The 22,897-nt window shown below is 45.5% G+C and carries 15 protein-coding genes and 1 riboswitch; of the genes, 2 read left to right on the forward strand and 13 right to left on the reverse strand.

Annotated features, from left to right (window positions below; all coding sequences use genetic code 11):
• The first annotated feature begins 146 nt into the window (after positions 1-146).
• Both IX315_RS04740 and IX315_RS04745 read left to right on the forward strand, forming a co-directional pair.
• On the forward strand, positions 147-2,216 hold the full coding sequence (locus IX315_RS04740; RefSeq protein ID WP_244973093.1) for a TonB-dependent receptor plug domain-containing protein: 2,070 nt from the start codon (positions 147-149) through the stop codon (positions 2,214-2,216).
• Between the two features lie 31 nt (positions 2,217-2,247).
• On the forward strand, positions 2,248-3,264 hold the full coding sequence (locus tag IX315_RS04745) for a sirohydrochlorin cobaltochelatase (protein WP_211638098.1): 1,017 nt from the start codon (positions 2,248-2,250) through the stop codon (positions 3,262-3,264).
• 522 nt (positions 3,265-3,786) lie between these two features.
• Here the strand turns inward: IX315_RS04745 and IX315_RS04750 are convergent.
• The 13 genes from IX315_RS04750 to IX315_RS04810 form a co-directional block, all read right to left on the reverse strand.
• A complete protein-coding gene (locus tag IX315_RS04750) occupies positions 3,787-5,076 on the reverse strand; it encodes a cobyrinic acid a,c-diamide synthase CobB (protein ID WP_018359084.1) in 1,290 nt (429 codons plus the stop codon).
• Complete coding sequence (cbiD, locus tag IX315_RS04755) at positions 5,073-6,884, reverse strand: cobalt-precorrin-5B (C(1))-methyltransferase CbiD (RefSeq protein WP_211638099.1); 1,812 nt, start codon at positions 6,882-6,884, stop codon at positions 5,073-5,075. Before cbiD ends, IX315_RS04750 begins: the two co-directional genes overlap by 4 nt.
• Entirely contained in the window at positions 6,881-7,879 is a 999-nt protein-coding gene (locus IX315_RS04760; protein WP_018359082.1) for an ABC transporter ATP-binding protein, read from the reverse strand. The genes cbiD and IX315_RS04760 overlap by 4 nt, the downstream gene beginning before the upstream one ends.
• Positions 7,879-8,916, reverse strand: coding sequence for an iron ABC transporter permease (locus tag IX315_RS04765; RefSeq protein WP_018359081.1), 1,038 nt, complete (start codon positions 8,914-8,916; stop codon positions 7,879-7,881). The genes IX315_RS04760 and IX315_RS04765 overlap by 1 nt, the downstream gene beginning before the upstream one ends.
• Complete coding sequence (locus IX315_RS04770; protein ID WP_018359080.1) at positions 8,913-10,049, reverse strand: ABC transporter substrate-binding protein; 1,137 nt, start codon at positions 10,047-10,049, stop codon at positions 8,913-8,915. The genes IX315_RS04765 and IX315_RS04770 overlap by 4 nt, the downstream gene beginning before the upstream one ends.
• Positions 10,046-10,729, reverse strand: a complete 684-nt coding sequence (locus tag IX315_RS04775) for a precorrin-2 C(20)-methyltransferase (protein WP_018359079.1) — start codon at positions 10,727-10,729, stop codon at positions 10,046-10,048. Before IX315_RS04775 ends, IX315_RS04770 begins: the two co-directional genes overlap by 4 nt.
• Positions 10,730-10,731: 2 nt before the next feature.
• Positions 10,732-12,552, reverse strand: coding sequence for a precorrin-4 C(11)-methyltransferase (gene cobM / locus IX315_RS04780; RefSeq protein WP_134849639.1), 1,821 nt, complete (start codon positions 12,550-12,552; stop codon positions 10,732-10,734).
• Positions 12,553-12,554: 2 nt separating this feature from the next.
• Positions 12,555-13,739 (reverse strand): precorrin-6y C5,15-methyltransferase (decarboxylating) subunit CbiE, encoded by a 1,185-nt coding sequence (gene cbiE / locus IX315_RS04785; RefSeq protein ID WP_211635641.1) that lies wholly within the window; start codon positions 13,737-13,739, stop codon positions 12,555-12,557.
• The gene (gene cobJ, locus IX315_RS04790; RefSeq protein ID WP_211639583.1) at positions 13,736-15,145 is read right to left on the reverse strand and encodes a precorrin-3B C(17)-methyltransferase; all 1,410 of its coding nucleotides are present in this window, start codon (positions 15,143-15,145) and stop codon (positions 13,736-13,738) included. Before cobJ ends, cbiE begins: the two co-directional genes overlap by 4 nt.
• Before the next feature lie 52 nt (positions 15,146-15,197).
• Positions 15,198-16,658, reverse strand: a complete 1,461-nt coding sequence (locus tag IX315_RS04795) for a PepSY-associated TM helix domain-containing protein (protein ID WP_134849636.1) — start codon at positions 16,656-16,658, stop codon at positions 15,198-15,200.
• A gap of 3 nt (positions 16,659-16,661) precedes the next feature.
• Positions 16,662-17,951, reverse strand: coding sequence for a hypothetical protein (locus IX315_RS04800; RefSeq protein WP_134849635.1), 1,290 nt, complete (start codon positions 17,949-17,951; stop codon positions 16,662-16,664).
• Positions 17,952-17,966: 15 nt separating this feature from the next.
• Positions 17,967-20,330 (reverse strand): TonB-dependent receptor, encoded by a 2,364-nt coding sequence (locus IX315_RS04805; protein ID WP_244973094.1) that lies wholly within the window; start codon positions 20,328-20,330, stop codon positions 17,967-17,969.
• Positions 20,331-20,374: 44 nt separating this feature from the next.
• Positions 20,375-20,585: riboswitch (cobalamin riboswitch) on the reverse strand.
• Between the two features lie 37 nt (positions 20,586-20,622).
• Positions 20,623-22,617: an LTA synthase family protein gene (locus IX315_RS04810; RefSeq protein ID WP_244973095.1), complete on the reverse strand. Its 1,995-nt coding sequence runs from the start codon at positions 22,615-22,617 to the stop codon at positions 20,623-20,625.
• Positions 22,618-22,897: the final 280 nt, after the last annotated feature.

The following is a 22,897-nucleotide window of genomic DNA, read 5'->3' on the forward strand; positions in this document are numbered from 1 at the left end:
TATTGATGAATACCTATGCCCAGGAATAGGCAGGTATTTGGTTTATTTTATTGATTATTCTTATAGTGATGTGCTTTAGAGATAGGCATAAATTAGGGTACGCAATCTCATGTGTACTGCTCTGTTGTGTATTTGGCACCAACCTTATGGCGCAGACCAACCCATCTGACTCCATCAAGATGTATGGAACCTTAGACGAATTTGTAGTTACAGGTACTGGTACACAGCATTATAGTTCCTCCTCTCCTGTCCGCACGGAAGTAGTCACAAAGCAAGATATCATCAGCGTATCTGGCGAGAGTATTGAAGCCATGCTAATGGCTCTATCCCCATCTTTCGATGCCCTAGGCAGTGCTATGGGGAGCGGTATTACGCTCGGAGGCCTTGGCAATAATTATATCTTGGTATTGGTCAATGGTCGGCGCTTGCACGGCGATATAGGTGGAGAGAATGACTTGAGCAAGATAGACCCCAATATGATAGAGAAGGTAGAAATAGTAAGGGGCGCAGCCTCTACGCTGTATGGCTCCGATGCTATGGCGGGCGTCATCAATATCATCACCAAGGATTATACCGACACGCCCCTCTCTATCCTCAACACCTCACGCATAGGCTCCTACGGTCAGTGGCAACAAAGCAATACGCTAGCTTGGGGGTACAAAACCTTCTCTAGCGTCACCCAGTACTCTGGAGATAGGAGTAGCGGTTGGCAAAATAGCACCCAAGAGATTTACCGCAACGAACTCTATGAGAATAGTACAACAGAGACAACCAGCGCATTCTACAATCATAAGCTCCAACAAGAGTTCGCTTGGCGTCCCAATAAACAATGGGAGGGAAAGGCGACAGGCATGCTCTACAAGAAAAGGATATTCCACACCCCTGGAGCGCCACGCTGGAGAATGTATAACCTCAGGTACAATGATCAATCAGCGAGTATAGAGACCACCTTCCGACCAAGCATATACCAGACCTATAGTTTGCTCGGGAGCTTCGACCGTCACGCTTATCACTACGATTACTATAATAGGTATATGGATGAGTATATCAAGGAAGAGCTCCTTGATGACGGTCGAATCCACTACGTACCTATACCATTCTACTACCAGCCCGGAGAGTCCTCGCTCGAAAGCGATCAGCGACAGTATCTAGTCCATGGTAAGGGCATCATGCAATTGAGCGACCAACACCGCTTCTCTTTCGGTATAGAAGGAATAGTGGATCACCTCATCGCACCTAATCGTATGCCCAATGGCTCTGCCTATTCATATACACTCGCAGCCTATGCTCAGGACGAATGGCAGATAAGTAAGGTCTTCAATATCACTGGCGGATTGCGATACATCTACCACAATGCTTTCGGTAGCCAGGTAACTCCGAAGATATCTTTTCACTACGTACCTGGCAATATCGGACTACAGATAAGAGGTACTTATGGCAGAGGGTTCAAGACCCCAACCATCAAGGAGATATACTATGAGTATGAACGTGCCATGATGGGAAAGCTCAGAATGTACCTCGGTAATCGTGACCTCAAGCCACAAGTTTCCGACTTCGCTTCTCTAGGATTTAGCTATACACCTACCCGCCGCCTGACCATGCACCTATATGGTTCATACAATCAGGTAAGAGATATGATCACGCTTATCCCCGTGAAGCTCCCTCCTAAGTATTATAGCGATGAGGGACGTGTTGTGGATGGAGCAATGCAGTACGTCAATGCCGAAGATGCACAAATATGGGAGCTAGAGTACACACTCAACTGGCGCCCTACCAATTACCTAAAGCTATCTGCCGGATACACTTATACCAATACGATGGCTACAGTATTCGATGCTAATCTTACAGAAAAGGGGCAACCACCAGTAATGGTGAAGCACCCTATTGATGGTACCTCAACCCATAAAGGCACTCTTGGGGCAACCTATACACTCAAGAAGAAGAAGTACGAGCTAACGGCTGGTCTACACGGTCGTATGCAATCGGAGCGCTACTACGCTTACTATGGCAATGCCCCTGGATACATGCTATGGCACCTTACTACCACTCAGAAATTTAAGTATTGGAAACATTGGGATCTTCAGCTCGCACTAGGTATCAATAATATCCTCAACTATAGGGAAACCCATCCTTATGGTCTCAACTTCGGTACCAAGACACCTGGCCGCACGGTCTTCGCTAAGGTCACCATTGGCTTCAACCAAGAAAGCAAATAACCATTATATAACTTATTAAATGATTTACGACATGAAAAAGTTTGTTACGACGCTGGTAGCTCTTGCTACTATTACCTTTGTCGCAGGTACCACTCTTACATCATGTAAGGGTACAGACAATCCAGCTGAGAAAACCTCTACTAACCCAGCAGATGCTTTCCCAAAGAAGCACGATACTGCAGTGCTTCTCGTTACCTTTGGTTCTACATTTAAGGTACCAGAGCAGACCTTTGATAATCAAAAGAAGTTCTTTGGGAACGCTTTCCCTAATACGGATCTTTTCATCTCTTATACCTCACGTACTATCATCAACCGCCTACAGGCTCAGGGCAAGGAGTTTATTCCACCAGCTAAGTGGATGGAGAGCTTCCGTGGCAAAGACTATAAGAATGTATACGTACAGTCCCTCCACGTTATCCCTGGTGAGGAGTTCACCCTCTTAGACCGTGCTTATGTACACAAGGAGTACAACGTATACCTAGAGGATGATCCCCGTGGTCGTAACAATGCAGTACTTGGCAAGCCGCTTCTCTATTCAAAGGAGGATATCGAGCGTGTTGCTAAGATTCTTGTAGATGACCATAAGGAGGCTATCAAGAAGGACGAAGTAGTTGCATTTATGGGACATGGTAACCCTGAGGCTCTTCATAGAGATGCTAATCAGAGATACATTGACATTGAAACAGCAATGCGTGAATATGCGAAGAAAGAATATGGTCACGACCATATTTATGTAGCTACTGTAGATTTCCCAGAGCGCCTATTTGATTACCTTAGCAAGGAGCTTGATAAGATTGAGAATACTATTCCTGGCAAGATGATTCACCTTCAGCCTCTTATGACCATCGTTGGTGACCACGCCAATAACGATATGGCGGGTGATTACGATAAGGAAGCTAAGGACGATGAGCAGAGCTGGAAAGTACAGCTAGAGAAGAAGGGTTGGACTGTAGAAGCTCACATGAAGGGTCTTGGTGACTACAAAGAAATCAATGACATTTATCTAGAGCACCTCAAAGAGGCTATCGCAGAACTTTCAAAGAAGTAACGATACTCCACAGTAAAATACTGAGAGTCTCTATCAACAAAGATACCGAGCAACCTTGTGATTGCTCGGTATCTTTTTTATTTTCTATCGATATAGATAACTTCCGAAATGTACGTCTATTGAGACTGTTACACCTAAGCGAACTACAGCATTGCTTTGCCTGTGGGCGACCTACGGTTCGGCATTCGGGCTGTATTACGTACCAAAGTACGCTCCTCTCGCCCTCAGTCTCGGCGCCTTGTATCATGCTTCCGTGCAAAGTCTCAGCCTATTAGCAAACATATTAGTAAGAGAGTTGCTTGTGCAATATGCTCCTATTACCCCTAGTCTACTGAGGCGTCAAATGAATTAGCCATATCAGTCAAATTTATCTCTAGGAATAAATTTATTTTTCTGTACAAATAAATATTTTTATTCCTAGAGATAAATTTATTTATTCCTAGGAATAAATTTCAATGCTTGCGCTAGTAGCAACAGGTGCAAATACTATAAAACATGAACAGTAATAATAATGGGGCAGTCTTAAGCATTTAATAGCCACCCAATCAGCGCATTGGTAAAGCGGAGATGAGTATAAGTGGCAAAGCAGTTATTGTACCTTACGAGAGAAGTAGGAACCTCTACATTGTGAGCACTGTGTTGTTGCACGATACTAGGTATAGGATGCTCCAATCTAGAATAGTGGAATTCATGACCCTTTACCTGAACATCGTCAAGAGTAAATTGCCGATATCCCAATGAAAGCTTAGGGCTCTGCATAGTCGCTTCTTGTGCCAATAGCCCTACAAGAGGGTATCGATTATTGGAGGAATCGGTAAGCCCTCGCCCTAGGTAGAGCATTCCCCCACCCTCAGCGAGCATAGGTTTACCAGACTCAGCATAGGATTGGACACTCTTCAGCATGCTACTATTTGCCGATAGTTCTCGGAGATACAATTCGGGATATCCACCAGGGAAATAGACGAAATCGCTTTCTGGTAAGTGACTATCACGCATAGGACTAAAGTAGGTAATAGTCCCGAATTGCTCCAGTATCTTTATATTCTCAGGGTAAATAAAAGTAAAGGCTTCGTCCTTTGCCACAGCAATATTTAGGGCAGACAACTTAGGCATTGGCTCTGGTGCTACCGAAGGCTCTTTTTCAGTAAGTGACAACAACGTATCTAATGAAATATTCTCCTCTATCAGTCGAGCCGCTTGTTCGGCGTATCGCTCTAGTTTAGAAGCATCTTCAGTCTCTAGTCCGAGGTATCGACTTGGTAGTTCCAGCTGCTTATCAGTAGGAATTCTACCAATACATTGTACGCCAGCATCTTCGCAGGCTTGCAGCAAATATTTAAAGTGCGTTTCAGAATTCACCTTATTGAATAGTACCCCCACAATATTGAGCTCTGGCTGGAAGTGCTTGATACCATAAAGAAGAGGTGCTACACTATAAGCCATAGACTTAGGCGTTACCACTAGCACAATCGGCAGACCAAGCGTGCGTGCAAGATGTGCCGAACTACCATTGTCTCTATTATAACCATCAAATAACCCCATTACTCCTTCGACCACAGAGACCTGCGCAGGGGCATCATAGCGAGCGAAAGACTCCTTCACCACCTCCTCACTATTCATAAAGAGATCTAAGTTGATCGAAGTCTGCTGTGATGCTACTTCATGGAGCTTAGGATCAATGTAGTCGGGACCACACTTATATGGTTGAACTTGTATACTTCTCTTGTGCAGTGCCCTAAGGATACCTATGGTCATCGTACTCTTGCCGCTTTCCGAAGTCGGTGCAGCTATCATAAAGGAGGAGTGTCTCATATATCTTTTGTAATAAATTGTCCTTGATCGTCAATAAGTAATATCTCTAGTTCACTCTCTGGCACCAATGGTTGGCAAACATCAAAGCATAGCTGAATAACCATTTGGTAAAAAGAAGAAGAGCGGTCGGGTAGTACATCCCACAATTCGCGCGCCATAGTAATCTGCCCTACTTGCACCAATATTTCATCGGAGGCACCGCTTTTCTGCACTAGTGAACGTATAAAATCAATATCCATGGTGACCTTCTTACTATGGGTATCTAGCTCGCCATTCGCCAGCTTAACAGCTTTACCTAGCATGATACCAAGGCTTATCTTCGGGAAGTCTAGCTCCTTTGCCATAGTTAGACTCTTGCCGATAAAATTACCATACTGTACAAAGGCATTGGACGGAAGCTCTGGAAAACGAGCCTTAAGGAAACGCTCACTTCTCCCTCCAGAATTGAGTACCAAATGCTCTACTCCTACAGCCTTGCTTACTTCCATCTCCCTTCCTATGGAAGCGACCCAGGTATCCAATGAATAAGGGCGTACAACACCCGTAGTACCCAAGATAGAAATACCGTCTATGATACCAAGCCGAGGATTGAAGGTCTGAGCACCAAGCTCTTGCCCTGTAGGTACAACTATCGTAATATCTACGCCTACTTGCTCTAGATCCACCAACTGACCTACTGCGTTAGTCATCATCTGCCTTGGCACCCTATTAATAGCTGGATCACCGATAGGCAAGCCTATTCCTGGCAGAGTCACCTTGCCTACTCCTTCTCCTTGGAGAAATCTAACGCCTGTATGCTCTGTGCTCAGGCTAACGGTAGCGTGTATCTCTGCGCCATTGGTTACATCGGGATCATCGCCAGAGTATTTAATTGCCACAGCGGTAGCGGAACTTTCGTGCAATACGACACGCTGTATTGGGAATGGAATAACCTCACCAATAGGCAGTTCTACCTCCACCTCCTTTATCTCTTCGCTATCCAGAAGAGATTGTAACGCCGCTATCGTAGCTGCCGTTGCCGTAGTCCCAGTAGTAAAACCTATTCGCAGGGGGAAGAAGCTAGGTAAGAGCTGTTCGATAGCTCTCCTAAGCCCCACCTTTCCTGTCACTGAGCTACTCTCTTGGTAGCCCAATGGGGGTCTCGCAATAACCACCACTTTAATTCCCAAAGCAAGTGCCGCAGCCACTTTGTCCTCAAATCCGCTAGTGGTACCACTCTCCTTCAGTAGGATGAGATCAGGTTGTAGCTCTTGGAAAAGCTCTTCATCGGGCTGAGTGGAGTTATAGTAAATTATTTTATCCTTTGGTAGTTTACTTTTAGATAATACCTTCTCGGTATCAGGGATAGGCATTACTCGGAAGTAGGTATCGTGCTGTAGCCAATAGCTCTCAAGCTTAGAGATGCTATTCACCCCAGTGAGTGCAAGCATCTTATCCACGCTCAATTGGTGCAATAACTGTAACGCCTCTTCAAAGGATGCGACCTTTATCGCCTCCTCAGGCACCTCTGGGAACTTTCGCTCTAAGCGAATAATAGGCAGTCCAAGTGCCTTTCCAACCTTACCGATATTCGCGTGAACCACGGAGGCAAATGGATGGGCGGCATCAATGATCAGTCCTATCTCATTATCTCGACAAAAGGAGAGCATTTCTTGCTCATCCATTCCGCCAGTTAGTGACAATCCATTGTGCAGCTTAACCACCTGCGAACTTCCCTTAGTAGAGTAGTAAAAGGGCTTTCCAGCCTCTTCACACACCTCCACAGCTATGCGCCCTTCAGTTGTTCCTCCTATGATTAATGGATTCATACGACTTCGTTTAGCATCTGCTCTATAGATTGGAGCTCAACACCCATAGCCTTATCAGAACGATAGAGTACAATCTTTCCCTCTCTCGTATCTATATATTCCTTGCTCTCAGCACTTCTATTGGCGAGGATGCGATTGCGGAGTAACGCCTTACGTACCATGGCAAATAGGTGCCCATGCCCAAGTACCTTAATCTCCCTCTTATAGCCATTCTCTATCCTGAATAGCCCTGTGGCCTCATCAAAAATTATCTCTTTTTGCTGGAAAAAACGGCTCAGCTCACCACTAAGGGCGAGATCTTCAGGAGTGCCTATGTGGAGTTTCTTATCGTCATCCATCAACCATATCTTATCCGATACTTGTAGAGCGAGCTCCAAATCGTGGGTCGATAGGAATATGGTCTTGCCCGTCTCTCTTGAAAGTCTATGGAGGAGCTGCATCATATCCACCTTGGAAGGGAAGTCGAGGAAAGCAGTGGGTTCGTCCAATATAATAATAGGCGTATCCTGAGCCAGCGCCTTGGCAATCATAGCCTTTTGCCGCTCACCATCGCTGAGAGAGTGAAGCATGCGGTATCTCAAATGCTCAATACGCACTAGGTCTATAGCCCGCTCTACAGCGGTCTTATCCTCATCATCTAGTCTTCCCCAAAAGCCTGTATAGGGACTACGTCCCATAGAGATAAGCTCATAGGTGGTCATATTGTTATCAGCGAAACGCTCTGTAAGTACTACCGCAATCACCTTGGATAGCTCTCGCTCCTTGTAGTCTTCAACCTCTTGCCCCTTCACAATGATTTCTCCACCCAACTTGGGCTGGAATGCAGAGATGGTACGTAGCAAGGTAGATTTCCCCACGCCATTAGACCCAAGTAGACAAGTTAATTCTCCTGATTGCACAATTGCATCCAAGCCACTAGCTACAACCTTGATACCTCTGCGCAACTTGTACCCGATAGAGAGATCTCTAAGCTCTATATTTTGCTTTCTATCCATTAGGTTAGTTCGGCTCTACGTTTATCGAAAAGTACAGAGATAACTATTGGTGCACCGATAAGTGCTGTCACCGAGTTGATTGGCAGAGCACCCTCAAAGCCTGGCATCCGAGCTATTAAGTTACACAAGAGAGCCAAGGCAGCACCCACTAGTGTAACGGCAGGCATCAATATAATATGATTGGAAGTCGTATAAAGGGTACGACAAAGATGTGGCACCGCTAGCCCAAGGAAAACAATGGGACCACAATAAGCGGTAACAATGGCTGTAAGTATACAAGAGCAAAAGATAACAACCAGCCGAGCTCTACGGTAATTGAGTCCAAGGTTACGCGCATAGTTTTCACCCAGGAGCATCAGGTTGAGCGTCTTTATCAATAGGAAAGAGAGGGGCATCAGGATGAGCATTAGTACCACGAAGGTGGTCACTTGATCTCCGCTCACTTTGGCGAAGCTGCCCAAACCCCATATCACATAGCTTCGTACATCTTCGTCATTACTGAAGAACTTGAGCACTCCGATAATAGCATTGGCGATATAACCAATCATCACACCCATGATAAGGAGTACTACATTACCACGCACTTTCTGAGAAATGACCATAATAATCGCCATCACTGCCATGGCGCCAATGATTGCCGCAACAGTAACAGCGATTTCGCCCATTAAGCCCATACGGGACAGTGCTTTCTGACTAATACTTCCGGATAGTAATATCAACGTAGCCACACCCAAGCTAGCACCCGAGCTAATACCTAGTTCCGAAGGACCTGCAAGCGGGTTTCGGAAAACCGTCTGCATCTGCAAACCACTTATAGATAAGCCAGCTCCAGCGACTAGAGCGGTAACTGTCTGAGGGAAGCGGCTCTTCCAGATGATATTGCGCCATATCTCTTGCTCCTCTCCTCCATTGCCCAATAAAATACTGACCACCTCGGTAAAGGGAATCGATATCGTACCTAGTGCGAGATTTAGAATCAGAAAAAGGGCTATAGAGAATAGAGTAATAGCAAAAAGGATAGCTTGTCTCTTATTCATCGCTCAAGCGTGAGGAGTTCGTAAAATACTGGCTTATGACTTGGAAGTAACTCTGGGTGGAATATCTTGATAAGGTCTGCCAATACATTCTCAGGCTCTACAGGAGAGAGCTCATAGAATGGACGTTCATTAAGATTACAATAGATAACCTTCCTATCCTTAAACGCCTTAAAGTCGGCATACCTTGCATCGGTTTGCTTCAACACTTCGTAGCTAAAGGTACCAGGATAGCTATTCGTTATTCTCCAATAATCAGAGTCGGCAGCTTGGGAATACACAGTCTCAAAGTCTACATAGAAACCTCCTGATTCCTCGTTGTCCTTCATAAAGTAGTCCCCTCCTGCATCCTCAAACTGGTGGGCTAGGTAGCTCTCCCCTCCCACTACATACCAATTGCCGCCATGGAGTTCACCGCTGAGTACTTTGGGGCGTTGTACCTTGTCTGTAACGAGCGCTTTGAATTCGTTGTACTTAGTCTCAATCTGTGCGAACTTCTCATTTGCCTGATCCTCTATCCCCAGCAAGAGTGCGGTAAACTTAAGCCACTCCGCTTGTCCTAGTGGAGTGGTCTCCTTATAGCCTAAGAAAGTCACTAGAGGAATATTGAGGTTCTTGAGGACGTCATACCCTCCCCTCTTAAATGGAGATACCAAAATAATATCAGGCTGTAGTGCCATGATCAGTTCGGTATCGAAGTTCCCCTCAATCCCTATTCTCCTTGTCGCTCCAGACTCCAACTGAGCCTTCATCGTAGGATTGAATAAGAAACGAGTACTTGGCATACCCACTACTCTATCTACGGCATCGAGCTTGATAAAGTTGGACAGCTGCAATGTCGTCATTACAATCAATCGCCTTACAGGGGTCTCTATCACCTCGTAATCGGCAGGGATGCCTTCAGGAGCGGTCCCCCTAGGGACTAAGGCATAGTGATATGTCTGTGTCTCCTGCTTAGATGGGTCAGAAATATCTACCAAAGTAAACCCCTCTCCATGCTCTATTGAGAGTCCTTCGGCATACTTGATACTTTCATCCTGCACCAAGCTACTCTGCTCGGTGCTATTATCTTCACCGCTACAACTAGCGAGCAGGAAAATCAATAATAGAAATAGGGGTGTGACAATTCTCTTCATATCCTTTTGGGCTTAATAATGATTAATGATAAGTAGGGGCACTCCCTATTGGAGAACGTAGTGTAATCTTGAGTAGACCACTCTTCGTCAGGAATACCTAATTTCTCCGCATAGATAAAAGGGTATTGCCCCTTCTGAATTATCTCTTTCACTAGCTCCTGATGTGCAGAGAGTTTCATCACCACTATTGCCTCTCCCCTCTGGAGTGGTGCCTTAATATCATCGGCACTACCGATTTCGCTAAGGACTGTAAGATTATCTCCCTGGCGCACCAAGCTACTATTTGCACTCGCTGCTGCCGCCACAAAAGACGGCACACCTGGAACTATGGTGTAGGGGACATCTAGTTCATCACACACATACTGAGCTGTAGAGTAGATACCGGCATCCCCTATGGTAACCAATGCGACTTTCTTTCCCTCTGTGACCAGTGCCGAAATCTCCTCTGCAATACTACGGTAGAGAGCCATAGTCTCATTCCTATCCCTATTCATTGGGCAAGTTTTGAGTACTGTCTTCTCTACAATTCGTTCTGCATGCTCTAGGCTAGATATAGCTATTAGGGCAGCTCTCCCTGGTGCGATAATGACCTCAGCCTCGTCTAGAGCCCTATATGCTCTAAGGGTAATATTATCTGGAGCCCCACTACCCAAAGATACAATCTGTACTGGATGCTGCATGGTTATTTCCTAAATAGATGCTTAAATTCGTCGGCGTAGAGCTTTGATAATCCCTTGCGGTTATCAATAGCCTCACCTACCACAATGAGGGTGGTCAGTGTAAGCTTATTCTCCCTTACAATCTGCGCCAAATGTTGTAGCTCACCACGCCATATCTTCTGATCCTTCCATGTCAGCTTGTAGCATACAGCTACTGGCGTTGTAGGAGGATAGTGCACCAATAGCTCCTCCTGTACCTTCTCGGCTATTGAGGCACTGAGGAAGATACACATAGTACTTTGCGATGCTGCAAGCTTATGCAGCTGCTCTCGATCGGGCATAGGTGTGCGCCCCTCACCTCTTGTGAGGATAATCGTCTGTACTTTCTCCGGAATCGTAAACTGCGATTGCAGCTCTGCAGCAGCTGCCTGAAACGAAGAGATACCTGGCGTAATGTGATAGCTCATACCTGCTTCATCGAATAGAGCCATCTGCTCCTGGATAGCGCCAAAGATAGCAGGATCACCAGTGTGTAGGCGTACGACAAGACAATTCCTATCGTAAAACTCCTTCATCAGCTCGAACTGCTCCTCGAGAGCCATATCAGCAGAACTACGGACGGTAGCTCCCTCCTTGGCGTAATATGTCAGCTCGATAGGCACTAGGCTACCGGCATATAGGATAAGGTCGGCTCGTTGCAAGAATTGCTTACCTCGCACCGATACCAGTTCGGGATCTCCTGGTCCAGCGCCCACGATTTCAATGTGACCACCTTTAGTACCTACAGGCTCCATAGCAAGCGCAAAGGTAAAGTCACTCCCCTGAACTAGTGCTCCTTTCTGCTTCTCTACTAAGAGCGTTCCGCCTGAAGCATATAAGGCAGACGCCTCTGATACACTTGCACTTGAGGTTACCTGCTCCACCTTTGCAGAAGGATTAGGCACCTCTATCTCTGCTAAGCGCTCCGAAGAGTAGAAACTACGCTTCACACCTAGTTTACTAGCCACATCGGCAATAAGTGCTTCATCCTTCTTTAGCTCAATACTATGTACTCCAGCTATAGACTTAGTCGAATAGCCGAATCTCCGTATCTCCTCTAAGATATGCTCTGCGACACCAGTTGGGATGGCATCCTTACGACACCCAATACCCAAGTGCAGTACCTGAGGTCGGTAATAGAGCTGTGGAATAGGTATATCTTTATACTCGATGTAGGTAACAGCAATGAAGAGCTTGTATTTGGACCAATCTATATCAGATATATTCCAATAGATATCCACATGATCGGGCTTCGAACGCTCTAGCCAAGCGGTTCCTTTGGTTCGAATATCCAACAATAAAGCTGTGGGCTCTTTATGTACAAAGAGCGCAATGATATCATTGAGTGATGCCCCTACTGGCTCGTTCTTCCAATCGTGAGACTTCCCTAAAGTATCGAGTGCCCATAACTCTAGTCTATCACTCTGAGTAGTGATGATTGGTTCGGCACCAATAATAGCTGCGACCCTCTTGGACCAGTCATTGGCACCCCCTACGTGTCCCGATACCACAGAAATAACGTACTTTCCCGTGGTATCAATACAGAGTACTGCAGGGTCTGAATACTTATTCACTAAGTAGGGAGCAATACTCCGCACACAAATTCCCATGGCTGAGAAGTAGATAATCAACTGATAGCGTGCCATTAATTCCCCACTACCAGTCTGGAGATTCTCTAGGTATGTGAAACCCTCTTGCTCCTTAGTACTATAAAGATCTGCCTCTTGGAGCTCCCTCTTTAGTAGTTGTGCTAATTCCCTTGCCTCTTCCGATAGCGTAACTATCGCTATTCCTCTCTTATCCATGACTATTTCCTTGCTTTCATTACTCTAATAGGATTGAACTGGTCAACCGCGAGCCTTGTCTCCTCCTCTATCTTACCCCCTACTCGCTCCACAGCATCGCAGAATTGACGGTAGCTATCGTCACTCACTGAATTGAATACCACCACGCCGTCATCTGCCAATACCTGCCAAATTCTCTCCATTATCTCTACCATCTTACCCCCATGCCCACCTATGAATACGGCATCAGGGGCTGGGAGTGTTGCCAGATCTGCCTCCAAGAAGTCCCTTCCACCGAATACGATGCCAGGGGCTCCAAACTTACGAGCATTCTCTGTTAGTAACCCCTCTCCCTCTGGTCTAATCTCGAAAGCGACTACTTCCAGATGAGGAAATTGTAGCTTCGCTTCTACCGAAACAGAGCCCGTACATGACCCCACATCCCATAGTATTCTCTTGCCATAGAGCTCAAGCATAGAGAGAGTGTGAAGACGGATAGGCATCTTGGTAATCATACGTTCCCGCCCATCCAGATGTGTAAATAGCTTATCTGGTATTCCAAACAATCGTTTACGCTGTACTTGTCTTGTGAGAATCAGATTATTGGGGTACTCAAAGTCTCGCTCTGCGACCTCAGCTACTGTAAGTTTCGTGACTCGCTCTTGCTTTTTATTGCCTAGGAGTTCACCGACATAGACATCATAATTATCATACCCATACTCCAGCATACGGCTAGCAATAGTACGTGGGGTGTGCATCCTATTATCGGTGAGGATACCAATCATCTTCTCCTCTTGGATTAATGCTTCATCGAAAGCCAACCAAGGTCTACCCGTTAGGGAGACGACATGCATTTCCTGATATGGTAGGAGTGCCTTGTGCGCTAACATTTGAAGCGAATTGAAGTAAGGGAATAGAGCAATCTCTGCTTCGGGGAACACCGCCATTATCCTCTGCCCTATCCCATGGAATATAGGATCGCATGAGGCAATGACCACAACCTGATCTTTGCCTTCATAACTCCGAACTACCTCTGGTACAGGAGGGACAACGTCTATCCATTCATACTTCTCCGGTAAGTAAGGCTTAATCAATTCGTGATGTCGTTTACCACCAGAGAAGTAATAACTCTGTTTGATCAGCTCTAATAGTTCGGGTGGCCAATACCGCTCTCTATTATCATCGGTACCAATAAGAATTATCTTCATACGTCTCTACCGGGCTTAAGAGCTGCTGCGTCGTCATAGGTCAGGATAGCATTGACAAGCGTAGCCGCAAGATTACTACCCCCCTTGCGCCCTTCTATTATCAGCTTGGGGATCTTCTTGAAGGGCTTAATCATTTGTTTAGACTCGCAGACATTCACAAAGCCAACTGGAGCTGCCACAATGCCACTTGGCGTAGCCTTGCCCCTGCGAATAAGGTGTGCTAGTTCCATAAGCGCTGTTGGCGCATTGCCAAAAGCAAAGAGCGCATCGGGGTGTTCCTCTACCGCTAGTCTTACCCCTGCCTGAGTGCGAGTAATACCCAATTGCTCAGCCATATCGGCAATACGGGGATCGTGGAGATAACACTTAGCCTCGATACCTAATCTTTCGAGAGCTCCCTTGCGAATACCAGAGACTACCATTGTAACGTCAGTGATAATGGTTTTTATCTCTCCCTTCTTGAACCGTTCATGGAGCTTTGCCACAGCATCGGCATCGCTATAGAAGATTTGCTCCATATCGAAGTCGGCAGTGGTATGGATAGCGTGTAGTAGTGCCCACTTATGATCCAAAGGTACATCAGGTTGCTTGAGCAATAAAGAGATAGTCCTAAAGCTCTGCATCATAATCTGCTGCCCTATCTTTTCCTTACCCTCGTGCTTCTCTCTATAGTAACCGCGAGGCGTAATCATAGTATCACCCGAAAGATAGGTCTGGCTATTACCTATGAGCACAACAGTAAACATATCGACCACCTCAATATCCATTTCACCAAGGGTCGTCACTATTACACTCTGATCTTCTCGCCCTGCTTGTCGCACGATACCGACTGGAGTATCTGCGCTTCTACTCTTAAGGAATAGCTCTCTTACTCGCTCTAGCTGCCAAAACCTCTTATGGCTCTTCGGATTGTAAATAGCTGTAACAAAGTCTGCATCGGCTGCTGCCACCACTCTACGCTCTATGGTAGCCCATGGGGTCATAAGATCGGAGAGAGAGATAATGCAGAAGTCATGCCCAATAGGTGCGCCAAGGATAGAGGCTGCCTCTTGGAATGCCGAAATGCCTGGTAATACTTCTAGTTCAATGTCGCTGCTGCGCTCCTCACGCATCTCATACATTAATGGAGCCATACCATAGATACCAGCATCGCCCGAACTAATTACGCAAGTCACCTTACCTTGCTCTGCCTGCTCAAATGCAAGCTCAGCACGTGCACGTTCTTGGCGCATACCGCTATCGATACACTCCGCTCCCTCCTTGAGAAATTTTAATACAAATTGGAAGTAGAAGTCATAACCCACAACGGCATCCGACTCTCCTAATACCCTCTGCACAGCAGGTGTAATCTCATCAGCTCTGCCAGGACCTATACCTGCAATGTATATTTTCCCTTTGTTACCCATATATTATCTAATTATCAAATCTCTAATACAGTTTTGCGACCTACAAAGGTAATCACTTTTTGGCTTTAATCTTACTCTTCCGAAGAAGTCTACCCCAAAAGCGTATTCCAATAATCATCCCTGTAACGGAGAGCACTAGCCCTCCTATACAGACAAGAGTAATCAGCCCCTTTCTAAGCACTGGATGCTCAGCGAAGTACTTGACTCGAAGGCTATGAAATGCAGGATAAATCCACTTCTTCACTCTACTATTCGTATTGAAGTACCGCACACTTGCCTCTGTAGGTGTAACATAGATATGACTCTTATCGGGGTCACTAGCCACCACCTTGTATACTGGCAGGGTGGCGCTCTCTATATTACTGACGTAGTAATTGTCGTACGTCTCCAGCAATTCTATACTCATAGGACTATCAATATGCCTACTAAGCCGTTTTAGCACCACTTTCTCTGTAAGATAAAGCGGCTCTATAGAAGGACTCGTGGCATCAAACTTAGCTACAGTATCACGGTAAGTAACCGTGTAATAGGGTTGAGTACCGAACTGCTCAAACGCTATATCCTTCACTTCGCCTAGCTTCAGGAGCTCGCGATAGTCGAGCACAAAGCTCGAGAAGTCTACTTTATCGCTTTTCCGTAAAGTGCTCTTTAGTTTTGGATTGTGCTCCTTTACCAACCAACTAGGCAGATCCTGCATAGAAAGTAGCCCACTAAGGGCGAACATCATTGCGAAGAAACCAAAGAGCATACCAGAGATATGATGAAGCCTATAGCTTCCCTTCTTGTATGGACTTTGCAATCTTCCCTTTCTCTTCCATGAGAACCTATAATATCGGATACCAACAACTATCCCTGCTAAGCACATGATGGCACATAAACCAGAGAGTATAGTAACCACAGCGAGCCAGATATCTCTATTCTGACGGAGTTGCCAAAAGTAAAGCATGTGAGGAATTGTACTGAGGGCTCCCTCTATTCTTCCCTTCCGAGTGCAATATTGAAGTGCCTCTCCCGTCTGTGAAGAAAGGTATAGGTAGCTCTTCTCTGGATCATCATACTTAATACGGTAGATAGGGAAATGCTCCTTAAGCGAACTATACGGAATCCAAGGATCCAATTGGTAAAGTTCATCTATCGACTTGATTGGGTAAGAACTCCACCGCCCTGCCTGCTCTTGGATATAAGAATAGCTAACACCGCTCTCCGCCACAGGGGCGAAGAGGGTGTCAGCTACAAATAGTAAAGACTGCTGGTCTGTAGTTACTTGGATAATAGGTACTCCTGAGTGTGTCGTAAGCTCAAGGTGCTTTAGCTCCTCCCCTTCTGGCACCTGTGCCAGTATCTGTTGCAGACTAGGCAGTACACCACCTATAGTATCACGGTGTACTATGTCCTGATCCCCCAGCTTTGGGAAAGCGAGGAAAAGCATACCAAGCCCTGATAGGAACCATACAAACATCATAGGAGCGAGCAATGCCCCCAACCACTTATGTACTCCAGACCAGACCTTCATGATTTACTTCTTGATTGGGACAATACGGTCAGCGTAATATCCTTCCTTTAGTTTAGCTCCAGGAGTGATATTACCGCTCTTGAAGTCGTACTTATAAAACTGTGTTTGCGTCTTGGTATTTGCTCCGAGGATAGCATAGTCCTCAAAGACAGCCGCTAGCTCTACATAATTACCACCAGTGCTAAATGGGATATCCTTTAGATGAGTCTGTGCTCCAGTTGAAAGATTGATTACTGACCAGAAGAATACGAAAGGATTATCCTTACTACTCCAGACATCTTTTCCAGTAGCATAGAGTGGATTTTGGAGATAGGCTAGCGCAACATTAGGCATAAGCTCACGAAGCGTCACAATCTTGCTATTGTCATTAAGCGTAATGATGAAGCTCTTGTCGAACTCCTTTTCACCCGCCTTAACTCTAAGAATATAGCCATGTTGCTGAGTTGTAGACTTAGAGCCCGCATTGACAGAATTACACGCTAGGTAATAATTGCCCTGCTGATCAAAGAAAGCCTTGCTCTGTCTCGTTTCACCAAAAGAAGTTGATGCAGGCATCTCTGCACGAGTCTCGGTACTAGTACTTACGACCTTCATCGTCTTGGCGTCGATAACAGAGAGATTAAAATCCTTTCTCGCCTTCGCATCCATCGCCTTCTTCTTATTTATATCGTAAACGTATGTATACAAGATAACATTGTCACTTTTACGATAGCCAGCAAGACCTGATGAATTGAATTGTTCACCCTTTTTTGGTGCAGGCAGATCTAGGATACCTTTCTCTACCACCTTCATATCATTGGTGTTGATCTTGACCCAATTCACAACATGCTTCTCTCCAGCTGAGCCAAAGAGAACAAGCGTATTGGTATCGAGCCAAACGTGAGAGAAGCGGCGGTCTAGCACCTCTTTAAGTGGGAACCTCTTCACCACCTTCACGTCAGCATCAGTAATTTTGTATTTACCGAAGTCCCCTTTACGTGATACACTATAATAGTAGCCATCATGGTAGATAGCATTAGGAGTCATCTCTGAACTTAAGGTTTCAACACCCTTGCCTTTGATATCATACTCCCCAGTCTCAAGGCTGGCAACCCTTCTCACGGCATGAGCATCTTGCTTTGCAGCGGAAGAGGTTCCCTCATCAAGGGCAATCCATACGTCATACTCCATACCAGTAACCTCTGGGGTTGGTTTAGGAGTTGGTTTAGGGTTAGGCTTATTACTGTCATCGCAACCTGTAGCAAAGACGAGTAACAGAGCTAAGAACACTGAAAAGATAGGTAGTCGTTTCATCTTCATTGTTATTAATTAGTTAATAAATACTTTTAACTTACAGAATAGGGCTCGCCCGGGTTTCTGAAGCATATAGTTATCGTAATTGATTCTATCAAAGAGGTTATTGCACTGCAATGATAGGGAGTATCGGTTGTCGGCCAAAGATAGGGTGGCTCCCACATTGGTATTCCACTGATTTGGCACTAGGGCTTTTGACTCTGCTAAACCAAAAGCCGCCCAAGTAAGGTAGAACCAGTGTGTATATGAGAGAGAGCCATCTATCCTTAGCGAACTATGCTTAAGCCCAAAGGGCTCCATCATCGTTACTGCTGCTAGAGCATTGGTATAGAAAAAGGGCTTATTCGGAATCCTATTATCATACGTAATATCTAGCTGACCATTGGGTTTGGTCTTAGATCTATTGCGCTCATCAATATAGGTTGCATTCATAGAAAAGTCTAATAAGTGCTGATAGGTGTAACCGACCTCAGCCTCACCTCCTATCACACGCGCAACCCCTACATTCTCATACTTACTCTCGGTATCACTCGAAACCACTCTGTGGATATAGTCCTGCACATCACGGACAAAGAAGTTGCCCTTATAGGATAACTTATGCTCTGGTTGAAAGCGCCAAGCCCCATAGACCTCCAGATTGAAGTTGTTAGCCTGCTCTGGTCGGAGGAGTAGATTAGGATAGATATTGGCTCCGTTACCCATATACTCCCTGGCAGATGGGAGCCTAACCGCTCTTTCATACGACCCCTTAAGGGATAGCTCGGGGAATAACGTAGCTCTCACGCCTAGTCCATATCCTAGGTGATTCTTTGTAGCTTTACGCTCCACCTCATTGGCACCCGTAATCCAATAATAATCTGACTGCTCTACCTCTGCATGGAAGATATAATCTTTAAGGAATAGAGTAGTATTGATACGATCATCCCACAGATATTGCCCATACGAAACACCCAAGATATGCCTTGCCAAATAATCTTCCGAAGGGATAAAGGTGGCATCGAGGCGATCCGTTCGCTTATTCTTATTCGCTGTAAGCGTATAGTTGAAAGAGACCGTCCCTGTTCGTGACCATTGATAGGCGATATTAGCACGTAGTACATCAGTAGGGCGTTCAGTAGCCCGAATCATCTTCCCTCGCCGCATCAGCTCACTATAATTCGTCTCTACATAACTACCATCCCAAGCATAACGCCTATAAGCGGTATCGGTGTATAAGATATGGTCATTGGTATGAGATGCGAATAGATTTAGGGAGAGCCCATCTACAAATAGGTCTCTCTTGCTATACCTCCCTGAAAACCTCAGAGCACTACGATCTCTGTGTGCCTGCCCTATCACTAGGTTTTGGCTAAATCCTGTCTGTAGCTCACTAGCACTACTAGTATATGAGATACCTACAAAAGCTTCGTCTGCCCATGTACGACCCGTAAAACCTAGTTCAAGTTGGGAGAAAAGAGATCTATAGCCATCGTGAAAGCGACGATAATCCCCCAACTGATACTCATAAGCAGCTTCATTCCACACCTCTACGCCACGCATTAAGTAGTCATTCTTGGAGGACTTTACACTCATAATGCCCCTAAGGGTGAGACCACTCCTATTGAGCTGATACTGACCGTTCACATCGGCTCCGTATGTGTGGAATGAGCCTGCTTCTGCAGAGACATCAAGATAATTTGCATGACTACTCTTTGTCACGATATTCACCGCCCCACCCAAGGCATCTAACCCAAGTTCAGGAGGCACCACCCCTTTATATATTTCCATGCGTTCCACAAGGTTGATAGGGATATTCGCTAGCGTCACACCACTCCCAAGCGAAGACAGCGGAACGCCATTCACGAAATACCTAATGGCATTGCCACTAAGCCCTGTGATAGCGAGGTCAAAGTCCGAACCTACACCACCCTCTTCTCGTATCACTACGCCTGAGGATTGGTTGACCAACTTATTGAGATTGCTCACCGATGCCACAAGAGGATGGACATCTATACTCGTGGCAGAGAACGAACTATTCTGCATTACCTCCTTATAGGTAGGAGCACTGACAACGACCTCTCGGAGTAGTTTGTAGTCCTCTTCCAGGACAAAGTCTTGCCTAATCGGCTTATCCCCCACCCTTACTACTAGCTGCTTTTCTCCAAACCCCAATAAGTAGGCGGATAACTTATATTGCCCCTTGGTTAGCTCAATAGCATACTCACCCGCAGCATCAGCAACGCCACGAATAGTACCATCTACTTTTATAAAGGTTCCCTGTAAAGCCTTCCCATCCTTGTCACTCACCCGACCACGCACAGTGACCTGAGCTGTGGCGAGACACGAAGACAGCACCAAAGTCCAAACGACCCAAATAGGTCTCAACAAGCTATTCTTCATAAAATCGAAGAGGATGCAACATTACGCACTCTTGCCCCCGAGAGTACAAATAAATAGCAATGGCAGGTTTCCTGACTTGCTCCTATTTGGAGACGCCTTCCCATCTGTTACCAGACAGTGACACCATTATGTAGATTACCCCAAACGCGATACGAAGCTCACAGTAGCGGGCACTGCTCTAGACTTCCACTAGATTCCCTTTTATGCTCTTGAGATAGGCTATCTCCGAGCATCACCACAACTTACTCCACAAAGGTAACACTATTTATTGTATATACGAAAAGAGAATTGACTACCTCTCCTTTCCCTTTGGCAAAACATCTTTCACAGAAAATGAGGTAGAGAATATCCTATGGTTATAATCTTGGACAATAGCACGAAGTAGATTAGAATAGTGCTCTACCGTCTTTTCTGAAGGCTCAATCGTTACATCCGTCTGCAGGTGCTTCACTGGGCTTGTCGCTGTTATATTACTCGCTGTGGTCATTGCAATAGTTGCATCTTTAGTAAAGAGCAAGTATTGCCCCCCAAAGTAGTTGAGCGCAAAGTGTTCTACCGACCTATCAAATACATTATTACCATAGCTCAGGACTGGCTCAGTGTTCCCAGTTAGATAGAGGAGCGTAGGCAGGATATCGGCGTGCTGCACCACGTACTCATTGATTTCACTCTTCAGCTTACCTTGAGGATCATAGAAAGCAATTGGAACAGCTGCGTGCCCTGCCAAATTGTCATAGGCAGGGAGATCAGTCTGGTTGGTATGATCCGCTGTAAGTACAAAGAGCGTATTTTGAAACCACGGAGCATCCTTAATTTTGTCGAAGAATTGGCATAAGGCATAGTCGGCATACTCCGCTGTCTTATGTATTGGCAGAGAACCGCCCTTAAATTGATCATTAAATTGCTTCGGCACTTTGAAAGGATAGTGATTAGAGAGAGAGAAGAAAAAGGCGCCAAAAGGTTCCTTCAGATTATCCATATCACTAGCCATTGCTAATTCGAAGGGCAAGTCATGAATACCCCACTCACTGTACATATCCCCTTTGCTATTGGGATGCTGAGCCAGATAGTCGTCTCCTGTATACTGTTGGTCTACCCCAAGCTTTTGGAGAAATGGGAAAAATCCCATAGCGCCTTCACTATCTCCATGGTAAAACTTAAGGGTATAACCCTCACGCTTTAGAGCCAATGGAAGTCCTGTATCGAAGCTATTGAAGTGCTGATAATTGGACATTTCCCAATCTTTATCGTTGAATGTACCACCGAAAGAGGGAAGTGAAACAAATATAGAGGGGAAAGACTCTACCGACCGTTTGCCAGAGGCAAAACCATAACGAGCATATAGGGTATGAGGAAGCAAGCTGTCAAGAAAAGGAGTCCTACTTGTATGCCCCTCTACCCCTTGATTGAGAAAGCCAATGTACTCGCTCGCCATACTCTCCATGATGATGACCATCACATTCCGCCCTCGCATAGAGCCAAAGAGGGAATCATTCTCAGACAGAGGTGTAGCTTGGTAGTATGGGGTGAAGATATGAGGTAACTCCTCATCGGTATAAAAATCATATTCATGCCGTGCTTCTGTACCTTTTAGTAGCGCAATTGGTGTATTCAATAGGATAGGATATTGATCCTGACTACTCATCCGACTGACTACCTTATCGAGTGCAACGGGTGTACCCTCAAAGTCCCAGCGCCCACGCATGCTGAAGAAGATAAAGACGATCAGAGCCATAGATAGTGGTATATTTAGCCAAATCGGAAGAGCCATCTTTTCAGTCCTTTGGAAGCGAATCAATCGATAACCCAATATACCAAGTAGCAGCAATATAACGAATGAGAGCGAGAGCGGCCAGTGCTCAATAATAAAGTCCTTGTAAAGACCCACATAGCTCTTTCCCTCGAACTCCGAAAACACCTCCATATTAACCCTTCTCAAGACAAAAGGGAAGTAACCAATATCAGAGATATTAAGGAATAATACTACCGTAAAGGGGACAAAGTAAGTAAGATCTTGAAGCGCCTTGAACCATCGGCTCATCTCTACCTTAAGAGGCAATAGTCCACCAACAAGCCTCAATACATAGTAGAGGAGAAAACCATAACCAATGACCACCATATCAAGGGTATACCCCCCTTGCATAAGGTTGAATAGCTGATCGGCGCTAATCTCTTTGAAAAAGCCCTTATTGAAAAAGTAAAAAAGGAGACGACACGCCTGCATCATCACGATTGCCAATAGAGTATGGGCAAGAATAACTATCCACCTGTTGTTAGTCTTTATCATATCACGAACCAACGCTTATCTAGTAGTAATACAAAACTCAAATTATCCCTCACCGATAGTGTAGATAGTCTCTCGAAACCTACAATAGTGTAGGTTTTATGGGCTATTCTCAAAGGGAAACGATTGCAAAGTTACCCATAATCAACATTATACAAAAAGTAAAATGCATCTGAACGACACTTATTAAATATGGACACTAGGACACGACCCTCTCAATAAAATACTGAGCGCCTCCTATAGCTTGCTAATGAAGCCTATAGGACGCAAGCTCTGCGGCTCG

Source organism: Porphyromonas levii, from assembly GCF_018206105.1.
GTDB lineage: Bacteria > Bacteroidota > Bacteroidia > Bacteroidales > Porphyromonadaceae > Porphyromonas_A > Porphyromonas_A levii.